General features: G+C 72.4%; 17 protein-coding genes. 4 read left to right on the top strand and 13 right to left on the bottom strand.

All coding sequences use genetic code 11. The features are described from left to right. The first annotated feature begins 3 nt into the window (after positions 1-3). On the top strand, positions 4-750 hold the full coding sequence (locus K2224_RS41345) for a BPL-N domain-containing protein (protein ID WP_221906266.1): 747 nt from the start codon (positions 4-6) through the stop codon (positions 748-750). Between the two features lie 110 nt (positions 751-860). On the opposite strand, the gene K2224_RS10265 is transcribed toward K2224_RS41345, so the two are convergent. From K2224_RS10265 to K2224_RS10240, 6 genes are all read right to left on the bottom strand, one after another. Next, positions 861-1,856 (bottom strand): ABC transporter substrate-binding protein, encoded by a 996-nt coding sequence (locus K2224_RS10265; protein WP_221906265.1) that lies wholly within the window; start codon positions 1,854-1,856, stop codon positions 861-863. Positions 1,857-1,867: 11 nt separating this feature from the next. Continuing rightward, on the bottom strand, positions 1,868-3,862 hold the full coding sequence (locus K2224_RS10260) for an ABC transporter permease subunit (RefSeq protein WP_221906264.1): 1,995 nt from the start codon (positions 3,860-3,862) through the stop codon (positions 1,868-1,870). Then, the gene (locus K2224_RS10255) at positions 3,859-4,029 is read right to left on the bottom strand and encodes a hypothetical protein (protein WP_221906263.1); all 171 of its coding nucleotides are present in this window, start codon (positions 4,027-4,029) and stop codon (positions 3,859-3,861) included. Before K2224_RS10255 ends, K2224_RS10260 begins: the two co-directional genes overlap by 4 nt. After that, positions 4,029-5,168 carry a glycine betaine/L-proline ABC transporter ATP-binding protein gene (locus tag K2224_RS10250; protein ID WP_221906262.1) on the bottom strand — a complete coding sequence of 380 codons (1,140 nt, stop codon included), beginning with the start codon at positions 5,166-5,168 and terminating at the stop codon, positions 4,029-4,031. The genes K2224_RS10255 and K2224_RS10250 overlap by 1 nt, the downstream gene beginning before the upstream one ends. Beyond that, positions 5,168-6,709 carry a GMC family oxidoreductase gene (locus tag K2224_RS10245; protein ID WP_221906261.1) on the bottom strand — a complete coding sequence of 514 codons (1,542 nt, stop codon included), beginning with the start codon at positions 6,707-6,709 and terminating at the stop codon, positions 5,168-5,170. Before K2224_RS10245 ends, K2224_RS10250 begins: the two co-directional genes overlap by 1 nt. Positions 6,710-6,792: 83 nt before the next feature. Beyond that, entirely contained in the window at positions 6,793-8,310 is a 1,518-nt protein-coding gene (locus K2224_RS10240; protein WP_221906260.1) for an aldehyde dehydrogenase family protein, read from the bottom strand. 291 nt (positions 8,311-8,601) lie between these two features. Between K2224_RS10240 and K2224_RS10235 the strand changes: the two genes are divergently transcribed. From K2224_RS10235 to K2224_RS10225, 3 genes are all read left to right on the top strand, one after another. Beyond that, complete coding sequence (locus K2224_RS10235) at positions 8,602-9,390, top strand: hypothetical protein (RefSeq protein WP_221906259.1); 789 nt, start codon at positions 8,602-8,604, stop codon at positions 9,388-9,390. 104 nt (positions 9,391-9,494) lie between these two features. Continuing rightward, on the top strand, positions 9,495-10,088 hold the full coding sequence (locus tag K2224_RS10230; protein WP_221909560.1) for a Uma2 family endonuclease: 594 nt from the start codon (positions 9,495-9,497) through the stop codon (positions 10,086-10,088). A 57-nt stretch (positions 10,089-10,145) separates the two neighbouring features. Then, a complete protein-coding gene (locus K2224_RS10225) occupies positions 10,146-10,355 on the top strand; it encodes a DUF5988 family protein (RefSeq protein WP_221906258.1) in 210 nt (69 codons plus the stop codon). Between the two features lie 60 nt (positions 10,356-10,415). On the opposite strand, the gene K2224_RS10220 is transcribed toward K2224_RS10225, so the two are convergent. The 7 genes from K2224_RS10220 to K2224_RS10190 form a co-directional block, all read right to left on the bottom strand. Continuing rightward, positions 10,416-11,297 (bottom strand): hypothetical protein, encoded by an 882-nt coding sequence (locus K2224_RS10220; RefSeq protein ID WP_260692468.1) that lies wholly within the window; start codon positions 11,295-11,297, stop codon positions 10,416-10,418. A gap of 6 nt (positions 11,298-11,303) precedes the next feature. Next, a complete protein-coding gene (locus K2224_RS10215) occupies positions 11,304-11,693 on the bottom strand; it encodes a hypothetical protein (protein ID WP_221906257.1) in 390 nt (129 codons plus the stop codon). A gap of 1 nt (position 11,694) precedes the next feature. Next, a complete protein-coding gene (locus K2224_RS10210) occupies positions 11,695-13,563 on the bottom strand; it encodes a hypothetical protein (protein ID WP_260692466.1) in 1,869 nt (622 codons plus the stop codon). A gap of 243 nt (positions 13,564-13,806) precedes the next feature. After that, positions 13,807-14,796, bottom strand: a complete 990-nt coding sequence (locus K2224_RS10205) for a malate dehydrogenase (RefSeq protein ID WP_221906256.1) — start codon at positions 14,794-14,796, stop codon at positions 13,807-13,809. A gap of 413 nt (positions 14,797-15,209) precedes the next feature. Next, positions 15,210-16,430 (bottom strand): NADP-dependent isocitrate dehydrogenase, encoded by a 1,221-nt coding sequence (locus K2224_RS10200; RefSeq protein WP_221906255.1) that lies wholly within the window; start codon positions 16,428-16,430, stop codon positions 15,210-15,212. A 124-nt stretch (positions 16,431-16,554) separates the two neighbouring features. Continuing rightward, on the bottom strand, positions 16,555-16,983 hold the full coding sequence (locus K2224_RS10195) for a DUF3017 domain-containing protein (RefSeq protein WP_221906254.1): 429 nt from the start codon (positions 16,981-16,983) through the stop codon (positions 16,555-16,557). A 135-nt stretch (positions 16,984-17,118) separates the two neighbouring features. After that, entirely contained in the window at positions 17,119-17,988 is an 870-nt protein-coding gene (locus K2224_RS10190; protein WP_221906253.1) for a bifunctional methylenetetrahydrofolate dehydrogenase/methenyltetrahydrofolate cyclohydrolase, read from the bottom strand. Positions 17,989-18,210 lie beyond the last annotated feature (222 nt).

The raw sequence follows: 18,210 nt of genomic DNA, 5'->3' as shown, positions 1-18,210 counted from the left end.
CCCATGCCCCCAGACGGCCTCCTCGGCTCCCTCCGCCGGGCCTTCGGCGCCCGCGACGAGACGGAGTCCCCCCTCCTTCCCGCGCCCGACGGCCGCCGCCTGGCCCTGGTCTACCGCGGCCCGGCCGCACGCCCGGCCGGCTGCTCCGAGGCGGTCGCCGAACTGCTCGCCGCCGGCCCCTGGAACCTCGACGTCCGCTACACCGGCCCGCACGAGACGGTCCCGCTCTCCGCCGCGTCCCTGGCGCACGCCCACCTCTACGCCCAGCCGGGCGGCGGCTCCCTGGCCCCCGCCTACCGCCGGCTGCGCAGGCACGCCTGCGAGATCCGCGACTACGTCCAGGGCGGCGGCCGCTATCTGGGCTTCTGCCTCGGCGGCTATCTGGCCGGCGACGACCCGGGCTTCGACCTGCTGCCCGGCGACACCGACCAGTACATCGTCACCCCGGGCGCCACCGTCCGGCACGACGGCGACACCGTCGTCGAGACCCGCTGGCGGGGCCTGCCCCGCACCGTCTACTTCCAGGACGGTCCGCACTTCCTCCTCGACGAGGGCGCCGACGCCACCGTCCTGGCCACCTATCCCAACGGCACCGTCGCCGCCGTCGTCGCCCCCTGCGGCGCCGGGAAGGTCGCCGTGGTCGGCCCGCACCCCGAGGCCACCGACGACTGGTTCCTCGACGAGAGCCTCCCCGTCCACCACACCCACGACCTGGCGGTGGACCTGGTGAACGAACTGCTGGCGGGCTGACGGCCGTTCGGGCGGCCTCCGGGCGAACGCCGCCGGGCGGGCCCGTCCCCGTGGAACGGTCCCGCCCGGTGGCGTGGTGATGCTGCGGCGGCTGCTTCTTCGGCAGCCGGCTACTTCTTCGGAATCCAGCGGTGCCAGACGTCGGGGTGCTCCCGGACCCACTTCTTGGCCGCGTCGTCGGCGGAGAGCCCGCCGGACGCGATCATTTCGGAGACCTCGTTCTGGTCCTTCTTGTCCCAGCGGAAGTTCTTCAGGAACCGCGCCGCGGTGCTGCCGCTCTCGGCGAAGTCGGTGTTGAAGTACTTCTGGAGGGGGGTGGTGGGGTACGCGCAGTCGATGGACTGCGGGTCCTTGGTGCCCTTCGCCGCGCAGGCGTCGGTGTACGGCGGGAGTTTGACCTCCACCATCGGCACCTGGTTGAAGAGCCACTGGGGTTCGTACCAGTAGGTGAGGAACGGCTTCTTCTGCTTGGCGAACTGCTGGATCTGGGTGATCTGGGCGGCCTCGGAACCGGCGAAGACGACCTGGTAGTTCAGGCCGAGGTTCTTCACCAGCGCCTTGTCGTTGGTCACGTAGGACGGCGAACCGTCCATCAACTGGCCCTTGTTGCCGCTCTCCGAGGTACGGAGTTCCTTGGCGTACTTGTTGAGGTTCTTCCAGTTGGTGACGTCGGGGTGGGCGTCGGCCCAGTACTTGGGCACCCACCAGCCGATGTGGCCGGTGACGCCGTTGCCGCCGCCCGCCGTGATCGTCTTCTTGTCCTGGACGTAGCGCTTCTCCTGGTCGGGGTGGCCCCAGTCCTCCAGGATGGCGTCGACCCGGCCCTGGCTCAGGGCGTCCCAGGCGGGGATCTCGTCCACCTGGACGGTGTCGACGTGGTAGCCCAGCTCGTGTTCGAGCAGGTACTGCGCCACCGCGACGTTGGCCTGGGCGCCGACCCAGGTCTGCACGGACAGGGTGACCGACTTGGAGCCCTTGGCGGCGGCGAACGGCGACCCCTGCTTGGTCATGTCGGCCTTGCCGCAGGCGGAGAGGGAGACCAGCAGGGCACCGCTCGCGGCGGTCGCCGCGAGTCCCTTGGCGAGCGTCCGGGTGCGTATCGGCATACGGGGCATGGTCAGGCTCCCTTCCCGGCGGTGCGCCGTTCCGTGGGCTGGGTGACCCGGTCGAGCATCAGGCCCAGGCAGACGATGGCGACGCCGGCGACCAGGCCGAGGGCGAGGTTGCCGGTGGCCAGGCCGGTGACCACGTCGTAGCCGAGGGCACCGCCGCCGACCAGGCCGCCGATGATGACGACGGCGAGGACGAGCACCACGCCCTGGTTGACGGCCAGCAGCAACGCGGGCCGGGCGAGCGGGAGTTGGACCTGCCGCAGGGTCTGCCAGCGGGTGGCGCCCAGGGACTCGGCGGACTCCATGGCGCCCGGGTCCACCTGGCGCAGGCCCTGGGTGGTGATCCGGATGACGGCCGGCAGGGCGTAGACCACGGCCGCGGCGGCGGCCGGCGCGCGGCCCACCGCGAACAGCGCCACGACGGGGATCAGGTAGACGAACTGCGGCATGGTCTGCATGACGTCCAGGACCGGGCGCAGCACGGCCTCGAAGCGCTTGCTGCCGGCCGCGAGGATGCCGACGCCGATGCCCAGCACCAGGGTCAGCACCAGGGCGGCGAGGACCTGGGAGAGGGTGTCCATGGACGGGCCCCACACGCCCAGCACGCCGACGGCGGCCATCGCCAGGACGGCGGTCAGGGCCGTCCGCCAGGTGCCGATGAGCCAGGCCAGCGCGGCGACGACGAGCAGCACGCCGTACCAGGGGAGGGCGGTCAGGCCGTCCCGCAGCGGGTTGAGCACCCAGTTGGTGAAGTGCGCGGCCCAGTCGGCGGTGCCGCCGACGACCGGCACGCCGGAGTAGAGGTGGTTGACCATCCACTCCTTGGCGTCGTTGACCGGGCGGGCGATGGCGAGCGTCGCACCGGCGGGCCAGATGGTGGAGCCGGCCAGCCGGCCGGCGAGCGCGGCCACCGCGGTGAGCACGGCGATGCCGGCCCAGACGGGCCAGCCGCGCAGCAGCCGCGGGCCGGCCGCGGCCGGGGCCGCGCCGAGCTTCTCGCCGGCCGCGGCGGTGGTGCGGTCCATGACGATGGCCAGCAGCACGATCGGGACGGCGGCGGCGAGCGCGGCGCCGACGTCGACGGAGGCGAGCGCCTGGTAGACGCGGTCGCCGAGGCCGGCGGCGCCGATCATCGAGGCGATCACGGCCATGGACAGCGCCATCATGATCGTCTGGTTGACGCCGAGGAGGAGTTCCTTGCGGGCCAGCGGGAGGCGGGCGGTCAGCAGCCGCTGGCGTCCGGTGGCGCCGAGCGAGGAGACCGCCTCCAGGACGCCGGCGTCCGCGCCGCGCAGCCCGAGCGCGGTGAGCCGGGCCATCGGCGGCGCCGCGTAGATCACGGTGGCCAGCAGCGCGGCCGGCACGCCGATGCCGAAGATCATGACGACCGGCAGGAGGTAGGCGAAGGCCGGGAGCACCTGCATGGTGTCGAGGACCGGGCGGAGGATCTTGAACAGCCGCGGGGAGAGCCCGGCGGCGAGCCCGAGGAGCGCGCCGACGACGACCGAGGCGAGCACCGCGACGATCATCAGGGCCAGCGTCTGCATGGTCGGGATCCACATCCCGAGCGCGCCGCTGACCAGGAAGGACACCAGTGCGGTGGCGGCGATCCGGACGCCGGCGACGCGCCAGGCCAGCAGCGTCACACCGGCCGTCACACCGGTCCAGCCGAGCGCCAGCAGCAGCAGGTAGACGCCGCGGACGGAGAGCACCACGGCGTTGCTGAGGTGGCCCAGGACGTAGACGAACAGCCAGTGGCTGTCGCGGTTGTCGATGATCCAGTTGCTGGCGTGGTCGAGCGGTCCGGAGACGTCGACGGTCAGGGCGCTGGGCCAGGCCGCGCCCGGCCAGGCGGCCTGGGCGACCGGCACGAGGACCGCCGCGGCGACGACGAGCAGCAGGAGCTTGGCGAGGCCGCGGCGGCGCAGCAGGGCCTGTATCGGACGGAGCCTGCCGGCGCCGAGCGCGCCGGCCGTGGTCGGGGGTGCGGCCGTACTCATGCCCGGCCTCGCTTCACGGTGCCGGCCGGCACGCCGAGGGCGGCGGCACGCTGGGCCTGGCGCCACCGGCGGAGCAGGGCGGTGCGCAGCCGGGCCCGGGGGCTCGCGGCGGGCGCGCGGGGGACGACGGCGCGGGTGGCGCCGCGGTGCGGAGCGGCGGCGTACATCACGCGGCCACCTCCCCCGGCGTGTCGTACGGCGCCGAGTTCCGGGCCACCACGTTCAGCAGGCAGGTGCTGTCGACGATGCCCAGGCAGCGGCCGTTGTCGACGACCCGGGCGGGGCCGCCGGAGCGGGCGACCGCCTCGATGGCGTCACAGATCAGGGTGTCGGGGGTGAGCGCGGGACCCTCCTCGGCCTCGCCGTCCTCGACGGGGCGCATCGCGCGGCGCACGGTGAGGACCTGCTCGCGCGGCACGTCCCGGACGAAGTCGCGGACGTAGTCGTCGGCGGGCGAGCCGACGATCTCCTCGGGGGTGCCGAGCTGGACGATCCGGCCGTCGCGCATCAGGGCGATCCGGTCGCCGATCCGCAGCGCCTCGGCGAGGTCGTGGGTGATGAACACCATGGTCCGCCCCTCCTCGCGGTGCAGGCGGACGACCTCCTCCTGCATGTCGCGCCGGATGAGCGGGTCGAGCGCGCTGAACGGCTCGTCGAACAGCAGGACTTCGGGGTCCACGGCGAGCGCGCGGGCCAGGCCGACGCGCTGCTGCTGGCCGCCGGAGAGCTGGCCGGGACGGCGCTTCTCCAGGCCGGCCAGGCCGACCTTGTCGACCATCTCGGTGGCCTTCTCGCGGCGTTCGGACTTGCCGACGCCCTGGATCTCCAGCCCGTAGGCGACGTTGTCGACGACGGTGCGGTGCGGCAGCAGGCCGAAGTGCTGGAAGACCATGGCGGCCCGGCGGCGGCGCAGTTCGCGCAGCGTGGTGCGGTCCATGGCGCGGACGTCCTCGCCGTCCATCTCCAGGGCGCCGCTGGTCGGCTCGATCAGCCGGGTCAGACAGCGGACGAGGGTGGACTTGCCGGAGCCGGACAGGCCCATGACCACGAAGACCTCGCCCTTGCGGACGTCGAAGGAGACGTCGCGGACGGCGGCGGTGCAGCCGGTCTTCTCGCGCAGCTCGCGGGCGCTCAGATCGGCGACCGAGGAGTCCTCGGGGATCCGGTCGGCCTTGGGGCCGAAGACCTTCCACAGGTTCCGCACGGAGAAGACCGTGGGCTGCTCGCCGGCGTCGTCCGCGGCGGAAGCGGCCCCGCCGGAGCGGGGGTTGGGGACTGCGGTGGCGTCGGTGGCGGAGGCGGCCATCACGCATCACCTCCCTTGGTAGAGGTCGCGCGGAGCAGTTCGGCGCACTTCTCCCCCACCATCAGCACGCCGATCATCGGGTTCACCGCGGGCATCGTCGGGAAGACGGAGGCGTCGGCGATCCGGATGCCGTGCAGGCCGCGGATCTTCAACTCCGGGTCGACGACGGCGAGTCGGTCGTCCTCGGCGCCCATCTTGCAGGTGCCGGCCGGGTGGTAGACGGTGTGCGCGGCCTTGCGGACCAGCTCGCTGATCTCGGCGTCGTCGGTGACCTCGGGGCCGGGGAAGACCTCCCGCTTGAGCCACTTCCTGAACGGCTCGGCCTCGGCGACCTTACGGGCCAGCTTGATGCCGTCGACGAGGGTCTGCCCGTCGTAGTCGCCCTCGTCCTCGAAGTACTTGAAGTCCAGCGCGGGCTTGACCTCGGGGTCGGCGGAGGTCAGGTAGAGCCGGCCGCGGGCGCGGGACTTGGGGATGTTGGGGGTCATCGAGACGCCGTGCTCGGGGCGCTCGTAGCCCAGTCGCTCGGGGTTGTCGGTGAACGGGATCTGGTAGAAGTGGAACATCAGGTCCGGGCCCTTGTGCTCCGGGTCCCGCTTGACGAACAGACCGGCGTCCGAGTCCATCGCGGAGTTGCCGGGGATCGGCCCGTTGGTCTCCCAGACGATGACCGACTCGGGGTGGTCGATCAGGTTCTCCCCGACGCCCGGCAGGTCGAGCACGCAACTGATGCCCAGCGCCTCCAGATCCTTCCGCGGGCCGATGCCGGAGTGCATCAGCAGCCGCGGGGTGTCCACCGCGCCGGCGCAGACCAGCACCTCGCGGGCGGCCTCGACGTAGACCTCCTCGCCGTCCTTGGTGCGGACGTGGACGCCCTTGGCGCGAGTGCCGTCGAGCTCCAGCTTCTGCGCCCAGGTCTCCAGCATCAGCGTGAGGTTGGGGCGGTCGCCGGCCTCCATGTGGGGGTGGAGGTAGGCGACGGAGGCGGAGGACCGCTTGTTGTTCTCCGGGTGGTAGGAGAGGTCGAAGAAGCCGACGCCCTCGTCGAAGGGCCGGTCGTTGAAGCCGACGACCTCGGGCACGTCCAGGGCGGACTTGACGGCCTCGATCCAGTCCGTGGCGATCTCGTTCTGGTCCTTCTTGGCCACCCGCACGATGTTGTTGCGCAGCTTGCCGAAGTAGGGGTCCATGTCCTTCGCGCCCCAGCCGGTGGCGCCGGCCGCCGCCCACTCGTCCCAGTCGGACGGCAGCGGCTTGAAGGAGATCAGGGTGTTGTGGGACGAGCAGCCGCCGAGGACCTTGGCGCGGCTGTGCAGGATGTGCGAGTTGCCGCGGGGCTGCTCGGTGGTCGTGTACTCGTAGTCGAGGTCGCCGCCGAGCAGGCCGAGCCACTTGCGCAGCGTCAGCACGTCCTCGCGGTCGATGTCGGAGGGGCCGCCCTCGATGACGGCGACGGTGGTTCCGGGGTCCTCGGCGAGGCGGGAGGCGATGACGGAACCGGCGGTGCCACCGCCGACCACCACGTAGTCGTACACGGGCATGGGGTGCTCCTTAACTGGCGAAGTGCGCGGGGCCCGGACGTCGGGGTGTCCGGGCCGGGGGTCGTACCGGAAGGCGGTGCCGGTCAGCCGGCGAACCAGCGGACGGGCTCGGGCCGCAGGTTCTCGTAGATGTGCTTGCTCTCCCGGTACTCGTCGAGTCCGGTCGGCCCGAGCTCGCGGCCGATGCCGGACTTCCCGAAGCCGCCCCATTCGGCCTGCGGCAGGTAGGGGTGGTAGTCGTTGATCCACACGGTGCCGTGCCGCAGCCGGGCGGCGACCCGGCGGGCGCGCGCGGTGTCGGCGGAGAAGACCGCACCGGCCAGCCCGTACTCGGTGTCGTTGGCGAGCGCGACGGCCTCGTCCTCGGTGGTGAAGGTCTCGACGGTGAGGATCGGCCCGAAGGTCTCCTCCCGGACGACCTTCATCCCGCGGTGGCAGCCGTCCAGCACGGTCGGCCGGTAGAAGTAGCCGCCGGCCGGCCGGACGTCGCTCGGCTCGGGGCGGGCGCCGCCGCAGCGCAGGCTCGCACCCTCGGCCAGCGCGGAGGCGACGTACGCCTCGACCTTGTCCAGCTGCTGCTGGGAGACCAGCGGGCCGCACTCCACACCCGGCTCGGTCCCCCGGCCGAGCTTGATCTTCTCGGCGCGGCGGGCGAGTTCGGCGACGAAGCGGTCCCGCACCGAGTCCTCGATGATCAGCCGGGCGCCGGCCGAGCAGACCTGCCCGCTGTGGATGAACGCCGCGTTCAGCGCCTGGTCGACCGCGGTGTCGAAGCCCTCGTCGGTGGCGCAGGCGTCGGCGAACACCACGTTGGGGTTCTTGCCGCCCAGCTCCAGGGCGATCTTCTTGGCGCCGGAGACCGCCGCCGCGCCCGCCTTCGTGCCGCTGACCAGACCACCGGTGAACGAGAAGAGGTCCACGTCGGGGTGGTCGGCCAGCCGCTGACCGACCGGCAGCCCGGCGCCGGTGACGATGTTGGCGACGCCGTCCGGCAGTCCGGCCTCGACCAGCAGCCGGACCAGGTGCACGGTCGAGAGCGGGGTGACCTCGCTCGGCTTGATCACGAAGGTGTTGCCGGCCGCCAGCGCCGGGGCGATCTTCCAACTGGCCTGGAGCAGCGGGTAGTTCCAGGGGGTGATCAGCGCGCAGACGCCGACCGGCTCGTGCACCACGATGCTGTGCACGTCGGCCGAGCCGGCGTCCACGACCCGGCCGCCGCTCTCGTTGACGACGAGGTCGGCGAAGTAGCGGAAGGCGTCGGTGACGCAGTCGACGTCGATCCGGCCCTCTTCCAACGTCTTGCCGGTGTCCCGGCTCTCGATCAGGGCGATCTGCTCGCGGTCGCGCTGGAGCAGGTCGGCGACCCGGCGCAGCAGCGCCGACCGCTCGGCCACCGGCGTGCGGGGCCACACCCCGGTGCCGCCGTCGAAGGCCGCCCGGGCCGCCTCGACGGCCGCGTCGGCGTCCTCGGCGCCGCCCTCGGCGACCAGCTGGAGCACCGTGGCGTCGGCTGGGTCCAGGACCTCGCGCGTGGCACCGGAAGCGGCCGCCCGCCAAACCCCGCCTACGTGAATGGTCTCGCTTGTCTCGGTTGCCGCCACGACGTCCTTCTGCCTTCCGCTTTCCGGTGTTTTCCCGCCGGCGGGAGGGCTGCCCAGTGATCTTCACTGGTTCAACCACTGCCACGCCAGCAACGTGGACCCCTAACCCAAACCTGCATTCCTATGCCGGAACATTCATCGAAAGTGACCCGAGTCACCCCGAGGCGCCCGACCTCTCCGCATGCGCCCGAATAGACCGGAAAGTACGCTGAATAGCCGTATGTCCACCCGGGAGCCTCCCGAAAGGCCCACCGCGGTCCCCCGGGAGCCCCTCCGGACGGAGGTGCCGAGATGTCCCGCAGACGCTCCTCCCGCACCGCCATGGCCTGGGGCGCGGCCGGTCTGATCGCGGCCGCCGCCTGTGCCGCCATGACCCCGGCCGACGACCCGGACGACGAGGGCGACCTCGCCCACAAGTCGGCCCAGCAGATCTCCGACGAGGCCCTGCACGCCCTCGTCGGCGCGGACTCCGTGCGGCTGCGCACCGAGACCTCCGTCGACGCCACCAGGCTCGACCTCACCCTCGACCGGGCCGGGAACTGCGCCGGCAACATCAGCAACGGCAAGCAGGGCCGGGTCGACCTGATCAAGCGCGGCAAGGACGTCTGGCTCAAGCCCGACGCCGCCTACTGGAAGAGCCAGCTGCCCGGCGACGAGGGCGCCACCGCGGCCCGGACCTACCGGGACCGCTTCCTCCACGGCACCACCGACGACAGCTTCCTCCAGAGCATCGCCACCGCCTGCGACCTCACCGCCTTCCAGAAGGCGGTCACCCCGCAGTCGCCCGCCCCCGAGGACAGCCCCGCCCCGACCCCCGCCGTCACCCTCTCCAAGGGCCGCCCCACCACCCACGAGGGCACCCGCGTCCTCCCCGTCGTCAAGAAGGCCGGCGACGCCACCCAGACCGTCTACGTCGCCATCAAGGGCACCCACTACCCCCTGAAGCTCGCCACCCGGGTCGACGACGAGACCAGCACCGTCCTGCTCAGCGACTACGACCACCCGGTCCCCGCACACACCCCGCCCCCCGGGCAGACCGTCGACGTCTCCGTCCTGGAGGGCCAGAACCAGGCCGTCTGACGTCAGCTCGCGCGCGACGTTCACCCCCCGTGGTGCTCGTACATACGTATCGTTGAACCGTGCGGCTCCCCGCATCCCGCGGCGGAGCGGGGAGGAGCGGCACGATGACCATCAGCCTTGAGCGGACCGAATGGATCGAGATGGCCGAGCCCGGTGAGCTGACGTTGGACCAGTTGTTCGATCGGCTGGAGCGGATGCCCGTCCCCGAGGGATACAAGGTCGAGATCGTCGAGGGGACCGTTTTCATGACGCCGCAGCGGGACGTCCACTGGCAGACCATTCGCCGGCTCCTGTGGGCGCTCGAAGACCACTTCGGTCGCGACGCCGTGATGGTGTCGGATGTGAGGATCGACTTCCCGGGCAGGAGCAACGGCTTCTGCCCGGATATGGCCAAGCTCTCCGACGGCGCCGCGAAGACGAACGGCTGCTGGCGTTATCAGGACGTCGAGTTCGTCGCGGAGGTCATTTCCCGGGGGACAGCCATGAACGACTACGGGCCCAAAGAAAAGGCATACGCAATCGCCGAAATCCCCGTCTACCTCATCGCCGACCCCTACCTCGGCCGCTGCCGCGTCTTCACGCACCCCCAGGACGGCGAGTACAAGCGCGATCTCACCCTTGCCTACGGCGAACCCATCGACCTCACCGACACCGTTCTCGGCATGACCCTCTCGACGGAGGATTTCCCCCGGGACTGACGGTCGGCCACGGCGAGCCACCCCGGGCAGCCGGGCGGTGCGCGAGACACTGCCGCCATGGCGAGCAAGGCACCCAAGGCAGTACTCCAGGGCGGCCCCGAGGGGATCACCGCACGGATCGTCGAGGTGGATCCCGGAGCGGGCGACCTGAAGGTCCCGTACCGCGGTGGCTACGAGCACTTCCGGCCGACCGCGCGGCAGTGGGACACCGTCGACGGCCGGCTGCCGGTCTACGAGTGGTGGGAGCGGACCGAACTGCCGGGCTGACGGCCCGGCCGGCTGCCCGGGTGGGCGGCCGGCCGGCAGTGGCCGCCCGAGGCAGGGCCGTCAGGCGGTCGGGGCGAAGGACTCCAGGGCGATCCGCTGGACCTCCGCCTGCCGGGGCCAGTCGGCGTCCGGGCCCAGCGCGAGGACCGCGAACTGGCGGCCGTCGGGGACCGTGAAGGCGCAGTCCACGGCCCGGACGCGGACGCCCAGGCGGTCGCTGTCGTAGGCGTAGGTCAGTTGGGCACCACTGGGGCCGGGCGGGCCCTGACGCGGCTCCAGGCCCAGCTCTTTGTAGCCGGGGTTGCCGGCGAGGCCCTTGGACGCCTGCTCCAGGGCCTGCCGAGGAGTGAGGTCGGGCTCGGTGATCTGGAAGATCTGGAGCAGGCTGCGGCCGTCCGGCGAGGTGTAGAAGACCCCGGTGGAGCGCAGCTCGCGCCGCCAGCCGTCGGGGACGGCGAGGGTGAAGCCCTTCTCGTCGTGGACGAGGTGGGAGCCGCCGGGTACGGCCGTGGCGGAGGCGTCGGCGGTGGGCGAGGCGGTGGGCGCCGCCGCGCCGCTCGGGGCGGCGGTCGCGGTGCCGCTCGCCGAGGCGGTGGGACGGATCGGCGAGACGTGCGGGCCGCGGCCCCACAGGGCGTAGGCGCCGCCGGCACCGGCCACGACGACGGCGGCCACCGCGGCGGCGATCAGGATCCGGGTCCGGCGGCCGGTGTCCGCGGCGGGCACGGGCAGACCCGCGGTGTCGGGGACCGTCGCCGGCGGCGGGCCGGGAGCGTAGGGGGCCGCGGCGGGGCCGTCCGCGCCCGGCACCGGGCCGGCGGACGGCGGGGGCGCGGCCGGGCGGGGCGGCGGCGGGCCGGTGTACGGGCGGACGGGGCGCGCGGGGCCGGTCTCCCAGGACTGGGTGTCGGGGTTCCAGCGCGGTTCGGGGCCTTGGGGCACGGGCCGTCACCCTCCCAGAAGGGCGGCGACCGCCTGGACCACCGCCGCACCGGACGCCAGCAGCCCCACCACCGCACCGGCGTCGGTCAGCGCGGCGCGCAGCCGGGCCAGCCGGCCGGGGGCGGCGGCGCCGGTGCCGGTGATCTCCTCCTCGGTGCCGGTGAGTTCGGCCGTCAGCGCCCGGACCTCGGGGCTCTCCACGGCCCGTCCGAGGTCCTCGCGGAGGGTGCGGACGGCCCGCAGGAGCTCCTCGTGGGCCGGGTCGATCGCGGGCCCGGCGCCCTGGGAGTTGGCGCCGTGGTGGGTGACGGTGTTGTGGTCGCCGATGGCGAAGGCGCCCTGGACGCTGCCGATGTGGATGCCGTTGCCCTTGCCGGTCGAGTCAGCTGATGCCACGTCAGGACCTGCCCTTCGGGGAGGAGTCGGCCCCGCTGCCAGGAGCGGGGTCACCGTTGCTGGTGATGGTGTTGTGGTCGCCGATGCCGACGGCGCCCTGGGCGGACTCGACATAGACCCCGCCGTCGGCGACATGGACGACGCGCTGCTCGAACTCGGCCGTTTGGTAACCCGCGTCGTGCAGCGCGCTCTTCACCCCGGCCGCCACCCGCTGCTGAACGGTCTTCAGATAGCGGGCCACGTCCATGTACTGGAAGAGCGACGCCTCGCCGGTCGCGCCCAGCTCGCGGACGGAGGTGGCCGGGCCCTCCGGCAGGGCGGCGCCGTGGCCCTCGGTGGCCAGCCGCCACGGGCCGCGCAGCCCGCGCGCCAGGGTCAGCAGCGCCTCGCCGGCGGACCGGGGACTGTGGGCCAGCGCCCAGACCGCCTTGCCGAAGCGATGGTGGTGACGGTACTGGTGGGCGATCCGGTCGGCGTCCTGGAAGAGCGGGCGCAGCGGCCACAGCACATGCGGGGCCACCTCCATCATCAGCATCCCGCCCTGGGTGTGGACGCGGACGAAGACCGTGGTGACCACGCCCTCGTGCCACCCGCCGACCCGGATCCGCAGGAAGTGCCGGCGGGTCTCCCCGCCCTCCTCCAGGGCCGCGGCCCGGTGCGCCTCGAAGGCGGCGGGGGCGTACGGCGCGGCGGCGCGGCTCGGCAGACCGTCGACCGGCAGGAAGACGCACTGGTCGACCTCCAGGGAGCGCAGTCGGTCGCGGACCGCGTCCGCCGTCGCCGGCGAGCCGGACGGCACCCGCAGCGCCTCGACCAGCGGGACGATCCGGGCGAGGATCTCGCCGTTGTCCAGCGGCACGGCGCCGCCGTCGGCCCGGGGCACCAGCTCCACCGACAGCGACCACGGCTTGACCGGCTCCCCCGCGCCGCAGAACGGATCACCGGGGCGGTACATCACCAACGGCCCGTGCTGCTCGGTCCGGACCCGGTCGCGCAGCCGCTGGAAGCGGACGCCCTCGGCGCGCTCCGCCGGGTCGGACATCATGTCGGGGAAGTGCTCGCGGGACAGCTCACGGGCCAGCGCGCGGGCGAACTGGCCCCGCTTGAGCGCGACCAGGACGGCCACGGCCACGGGCAGCAGCAGCGCGACCCAGATCCCGAGCACCGTCGGGGCGCCGATGCCGGAGGTGTCGAGGGCACCGCCCGGGACGCTCCATCCGCCGCCGTAGGACGGGCCGGTGACGCCTGTCGCGCCGAGCAGGGCCTGGATCAGGGCGAGCGGCGACAGCGCCGGCAGGATGCTCGATGCAGTGCTGTCGAAGACCATCACCGCCAGCCCCACCACAAAGACCGTCAGCACGATCCGGGCGTACCAGCGCAGCAGGAAGGCGGTGGACCGCAGCACCCGGGAGGTCGCCGACAGCCCGCGGACGAACCGGCCCAGGCCGAGCAGGGCGACGAGGTACAGATAGGACCAGGCCAGCCCCGCGGACAGCGCGGTGGCCACCACCCACGCCAGCACGATCGCCGCCGACCAGCCGAGCTCCAGCCGGCGGGCGCGCAGGGCGTGGGCGAGCACCCGGGCCGCGTCGATGCCCAGGGAGGGGGCGGCGAACCGCTCCTCGTGGATGTAGAGCTCGTCGATGACGGCGTCGCGGAAGGACGTGTCGAGGTAGGTCCCCGCGCACAGCAGGCGGGTCGCCTCGCTGGCCCCGGGCGGCGTCGGCGGCAGCGGCCCGGCCGCCGGGATGCCCGCGGCCGCCCCGTACCGCCCGGGCCCTCCGTGCTCCTTGTGTTCCGCTGATTCCTTGCGCAGCCACGGCCGTTCCGCCGAACCGCCGGGCTGCGCGGGCACCTCGTTACCGCTCATCGGACTCCCCCGTAGCTGCCGTCCTGCCAGCGCGTATCCGTCACAACGCACCGGCGCGGCGGCGCAGTTCCGCCAGCGCGCACCTTCACCCGTACGTGTGAAGGGACCGCAGAGCATAGAGGAACGGAGGGCGTCGTGTCAGCGCGTTATCGTCGACTGACGTTGCGTCAACGGGCCGAGCCCGCACGGCCGTTGGGCCATGCGGGCTCGGAAGGGGTGGTGCGGCGGTGCGCCGGCGCCGGCTCAGATCAGGCCGAGGGCACGGACGGCCTCGCGCTCCTCCGACAGCTCCTTGACGGAGGCGTCGATGCGGGCGCGGGAGAACTCGTTGATCTCCAGGCCCTGGACGATCTCGTACACGCCGTCCTTGGTGGTGACGGGGAAGGAGGAGATCAGGCCCTCCGGGACGCCGTAGGAGCCGTCCGAGGGGATGCCCATGGAGGTCCAGTTGCCCTCGGCGGTGCCGTTGACCCAGGTGTGGACGTGGTCGATGGCGGCGTTGGCGGCGGAGGCGGCCGACGAGGCACCGCGGGCCTCGATGATCGCCGCACCGCGCTTGGCGACGGTCGGGATGAAGGTGTCGGCCAGCCACTTCTCGTCGTTGACGGTCTCGGCGGCGTTCTTGCCGGCGACCGTGGCGTGGAAGATGTCCGGGTACTGGGTGGCCGAGTGGTTGCCCCAGATGGTCAGGCGGCGGATCTCGGACACCGGGACGCCGGTCTTCTGCGCAAGCTGGGTGACCGCGCGGTTGTGGTCCAGGCGGGTCATCGCGGTGAAGCGCTCGCGCGGCACGTCCGGGGCGGCGGCCTGGGCGATCAGCGCGTTGGTGTTGGCCGGGTTGCCGACGACGAGGACCTTGATGTCGTCCGCGGCGTGGTCGTTGATGGCCTTGCCCTGCGGCTTGAAGATGCCGCCGTTGGCCTCCAGCAGGTCGCCGCGCTCCATGCCCTTGGTACGGGGGCGGGCGCCGACGAGCAGCGCGACGTTGGCGCCGTCGAAGGCCACGTTCGGGTCGTCGGTGATCTCGATGCCCTGGAGCAGCGGGAAGGCGCAGTCGTCGAGCTCCATCGCGGTGCCCTCGGCGGCCTTGAGACCCTGCGGGATCTCCAGGAGGCGCAGCTTGACCGGCACGTCCGCGCCGAGCAGATGGCCGGAGGCGATGCGGAAGAGGAGGGCGTAACCGATCTGGCCGGCGGCGCCGGTGACGGTGACGTTGACGGGAGTGCGGGTCATGGCGATCTCCTGCGCGGTATTCCGGGGGCAAGCCCCTGGACCACCTTGGGTCGGCGGTGGGTGTCCCTGCCCATTCATCAAGGTCTCTTGGTATCGAGAGACTCGGCCGTCAGGCTATCGGACCCCCGACCCGCACAGGTGACGGGCCGGTGTGGGACACCTCACCGGCCGTCACGCCGTCCCGGCCGGACCACCTCGGCGGCCGCCGTGCGGGCGGCCGGCGGGCCGGCCCGGCCGGGGGGGACGACGGCCGCCCGCTCTTGGAGGGGCAGCGCGGGCGGCCGGCGGTTGTGCATACCCGTGGGGGGGTGTGGTGCGCATGCCCGGGATACGGGAGGGCAATCCCCCCACTCTCGCGGCGGTTCCACGACGACGGCGATTCCCGGCCAGCCGCACAGGCCGCCGGGGCCGGCTCAGGCGGGCGCCATCGCCTTCTGCAGCCCGGCGTCCAGCGCCTCCAGGAACTGGTCGGTGGTCAGCCACGGCTGGGCCGGGCCGATCAGCAGCGCCAGGTCCCTGGTCATCTGGCCGCCCTCGACGGTCTCCACGCAGACCCGCTCCAGGGTGTGGGCGAAGCGGGTCACCTCGGGGGTGTCGTCCAGTTTGCCGCGGTGCGCCAGGCCGCGGGTCCAGGCGAAGACCGAGGCGACGGGGTTGGTGGAGGTGGCCTTGCCCTGCTGGTGCTGCCGGTAGTGGCGGGTGACGGTGCCGTGCGCGGCCTCGGCCTCCAGGGTCCGTCCGTCGGGCGTCATCAGCACCGACGTCATCAGCCCGAGCGAACCGAACCCCTGGGCGACGACGTCCGACTGCACATCGCCGTCGTAGTTCTTGCACGCCCAGACGTAGCCGCCGGACGACTTCAGGGCCATGGCCACCATGTCGTCGATCAGCCGGTGCTCGTACGTCAGGCCGCGGGCCTCGAACTCGGTCCGGAACTCGCCGTCGAAGACCTCCTGGAAGAGGTCCTTGAAGCGGCCGTCGTACTTCTTGAGGATCGTGTTCTTCGTGGAGAGGTAGACGGGGTAGCCGCGGTCCAGCCCGTAGCGGAACGACGCCCGGGCGAAGTCGCGGATCGAGTCGTCGTGGTTGTACATCGCCAGGGCCACGCCGGCGCCGGGGAATTGGTGCACCTCCAGCTCGGTCGGCTCACCGCCGTCCGCCGGGGCGAAGGCCAGGGTGAGCGTGCCGGGCCCGGGGACCTTCAGGTCGGTGGCGCGGTACTGGTCGCCGAAGGCGTGGCGGCCGACGACGATGGGGCTGGTCCAGCCGGGGACGAGCCGCGGAACGTTCTCCATGATGATGGGCTCGCGGAAGATCACGCCGCCGAGGATGTTGCGGATCGTGCCGTTCGGCGAGCGGTACATCGCCTTGAGGTTGAACTCCTCGACCCGGGCCTCGTCCGGGGTGATCGTCGCGCACTTCACCCCGACGCCGTACTCCTGGACGGCGTGCGCGGCGTCGACGGTGACCTGGTCGCTGGTGGCGTCCCGGTGCTCGATGCCGAGGTCGAAGTACTTCAGCTCGACGTCGAGGTACGGGAGGATCAGCCGGTCCCTGATGGACGACCAGATGATGCGGGTCATCTCGTCGCCGTCGATCTCGACGACGGGGCGGGCAACCTTGATCTTGGCCATGCGTGGACGTCCCTCTCGCGGTTGGGGCACCCCCCGGACGTCGCCAAGTTACCCGCGTCACACAGGCGCACGGCGCTACGGCACGAGGTGTGCCGCAGCGCCGCGAAAGGCCGGTGGCCGCGTCCTAGCGGACCGTGAAGTGGACGATGTCGTCCAGGAGCGGGATGTGGATCCACGGCTTGGGCTGCACCATCATCGCCAGGATCACGATCACGAAGCCCAGGCCGCCGTAGGTGATCATGTCGGTGAAGCGGGACCGGACGGCCAGCATCCCCACCGAGGGCAGCGCCCACCGCAGCACCGCGCCGCCCAGCAGGGCCAGCCCGATCACGATCGAGCCGATCCGGAACGCGTCCAGCGCGACCAGCAGCAGCCCGAGGGCGACCCCGCCCAGCACGCTCAGCAGCGGCCACTGCCGGGCCGGCGCCGGGTAGTTGCCCGAGGCGGCCCGGCCGCCGCCCTCGGGGCGGGCGGTGTCGCGGGTCAGCTGCGGAAAGCGGCGCGAGGTGCGCTGCGGCTCGGACGCACCCTCCGAGTGCGCTTCGGCAGCCATGTCTGGCGGTCAGCCCCTTCCGGTGTCCGGGTCGGTGTGGAGATCGGGATGGAGGTCGGTGTCGCGGGTTCGTCGCACGGGACGGCGGGCCCTCTTCCAGGCTCGCACGTCCGGGCCGGTCACAGACTCCCCCAGCTAACGCTGGGCGGTGCCCCCAGCCGCGCGCTCCGCCGCCTCGACGACGTTGACCAGCAGCTGGGCGCGGGTCATCGGGCCGACGCCGCCCGGGTTGGGGGCGACCCAGCCGGCCACCTCGGCGACGCCGGGGTGCACATCGCCGACGATCTTGCCGTGCTCGTCCCGGCTGACGCCCACGTCCAGGACGGCGGCGCCGGGCTTGACGTCCTCGGGCTTGATGATGTGCGGCACACCGGCGGCGGCGACGATGATGTCGGCCTGCTTCAGGTGTGCGGAGAGGTCGCGGGTGCCGGTGTGGCACTGGGTGACCGTGGCGTTCTCGGACTTGCGGGTGAGCACCAGCGGCATCGGCCGGCCGATGGTGATGCCACGGCCCACGACGACCACGTGCGCGCCCTTGATCTCGACGTCGTGCCGCCGCAGCAGCTGGACGATGCCGTACGGGGTGCAGGGCAGCGGGCCCTCGATGCCGAGGACCAGGCGGCCCAGGCTCATCGGGTGCAGCCCGTCGGCGTCCTTGGCCGGATCCATCAGCTCCAGCACGCGGTTGGCGTCGATGCCCTTGGGGAGCGGGAGTTGGACGATGTAGCCGGTGCAGGCCGGGTCCTCGTTGAGCTCCCGGACGACGGCCTCGATCTCCTCCTGGGTGGCGGTCTCCGGCAGTTCGCGCTGGATGGAGGCGATGCCCACCTGCGCGCAGTCCCGGTGCTTGCCGTTGACGTACCAGCGGCTGCCGGGGTCGTCGCCGACCAGCAGGGTGCCCAGGCCGGGGGTGACACCCTTGGCCTTCAGCGCCTCGACGCGGGCGGCGAGCTCGGACTTGATCGCGGCGGCGGTGGCCTTGCCATCCAGAATCTGGGCAGTCATACCCCCCATCCTCCCGGATGGAGGCACCCGTGTTCCAATCAGGGCGCGCGGACGGCAGTTGTCCGGAAATGATCATTGCGGTTGCACAAAGACCGACCGCCTTGACTGGACAGACGGAATCCTCACCTAGAAGGATTGACGGCGCAGTGCCGCAGGCATCGTCGGGGGCGGGCCATGAATACACGTGTTTTTCCTCCGAGTCACGCCGCGTCGTCCCCCACT

Origin of the sequence: Streptomyces sp. BHT-5-2, assembly GCF_019774615.1 — a bacterium.
In the GTDB taxonomy this organism is placed as follows: domain Bacteria; phylum Actinomycetota; class Actinomycetes; order Streptomycetales; family Streptomycetaceae; genus Streptomyces.
The sequence above is the reverse complement of the archived record's forward strand: the minus strand, read 5'-3'. Positions and strand labels throughout refer to the sequence as shown.

What these genes read in the sequence shown, in the direction of transcription:
- K2224_RS41345 (WP_221906266.1), top strand. Translation starts at nt 4, where the DNA reads ATGCCCCCAGACGGCCTCCTCGGCTCCCTCCGCCGGGCCTTCGGCGCC.
- K2224_RS10265 (WP_221906265.1), bottom strand. Translation starts at nt 1,856, where the DNA reads ATGCCGATACGCACCCGGACGCTCGCCAAGGGACTCGCGGCGACCGCC.
- K2224_RS10260 (WP_221906264.1), bottom strand. Translation starts at nt 3,862, where the DNA reads ATGAGTACGGCCGCACCCCCGACCACGGCCGGCGCGCTCGGCGCCGGC.
- K2224_RS10255 (WP_221906263.1), bottom strand. Translation starts at nt 4,029, where the DNA reads ATGTACGCCGCCGCTCCGCACCGCGGCGCCACCCGCGCCGTCGTCCCC.
- K2224_RS10250 (WP_221906262.1), bottom strand. Translation starts at nt 5,168, where the DNA reads ATGGCCGCCTCCGCCACCGACGCCACCGCAGTCCCCAACCCCCGCTCC.
- K2224_RS10245 (WP_221906261.1), bottom strand. Translation starts at nt 6,709, where the DNA reads ATGCCCGTGTACGACTACGTGGTGGTCGGCGGTGGCACCGCCGGTTCC.
- K2224_RS10235 (WP_221906259.1), top strand. Translation starts at nt 8,602, where the DNA reads ATGTCCCGCAGACGCTCCTCCCGCACCGCCATGGCCTGGGGCGCGGCC.
- K2224_RS10230 (WP_221909560.1), top strand. Translation starts at nt 9,495, where the DNA reads ATGACCATCAGCCTTGAGCGGACCGAATGGATCGAGATGGCCGAGCCC.
- K2224_RS10225 (WP_221906258.1), top strand. Translation starts at nt 10,146, where the DNA reads ATGGCGAGCAAGGCACCCAAGGCAGTACTCCAGGGCGGCCCCGAGGGG.
- K2224_RS10210 (WP_260692466.1), bottom strand. Translation starts at nt 13,563, where the DNA reads ATGAGCGGTAACGAGGTGCCCGCGCAGCCCGGCGGTTCGGCGGAACGG.
- K2224_RS10205 (WP_221906256.1), bottom strand. Translation starts at nt 14,796, where the DNA reads ATGACCCGCACTCCCGTCAACGTCACCGTCACCGGCGCCGCCGGCCAG.
- K2224_RS10200 (WP_221906255.1), bottom strand. Translation starts at nt 16,430, where the DNA reads ATGGCCAAGATCAAGGTTGCCCGCCCCGTCGTCGAGATCGACGGCGAC.
- K2224_RS10195 (WP_221906254.1), bottom strand. Translation starts at nt 16,983, where the DNA reads ATGGCTGCCGAAGCGCACTCGGAGGGTGCGTCCGAGCCGCAGCGCACC.
- K2224_RS10190 (WP_221906253.1), bottom strand. Translation starts at nt 17,988, where the DNA reads ATGACTGCCCAGATTCTGGATGGCAAGGCCACCGCCGCCGCGATCAAG.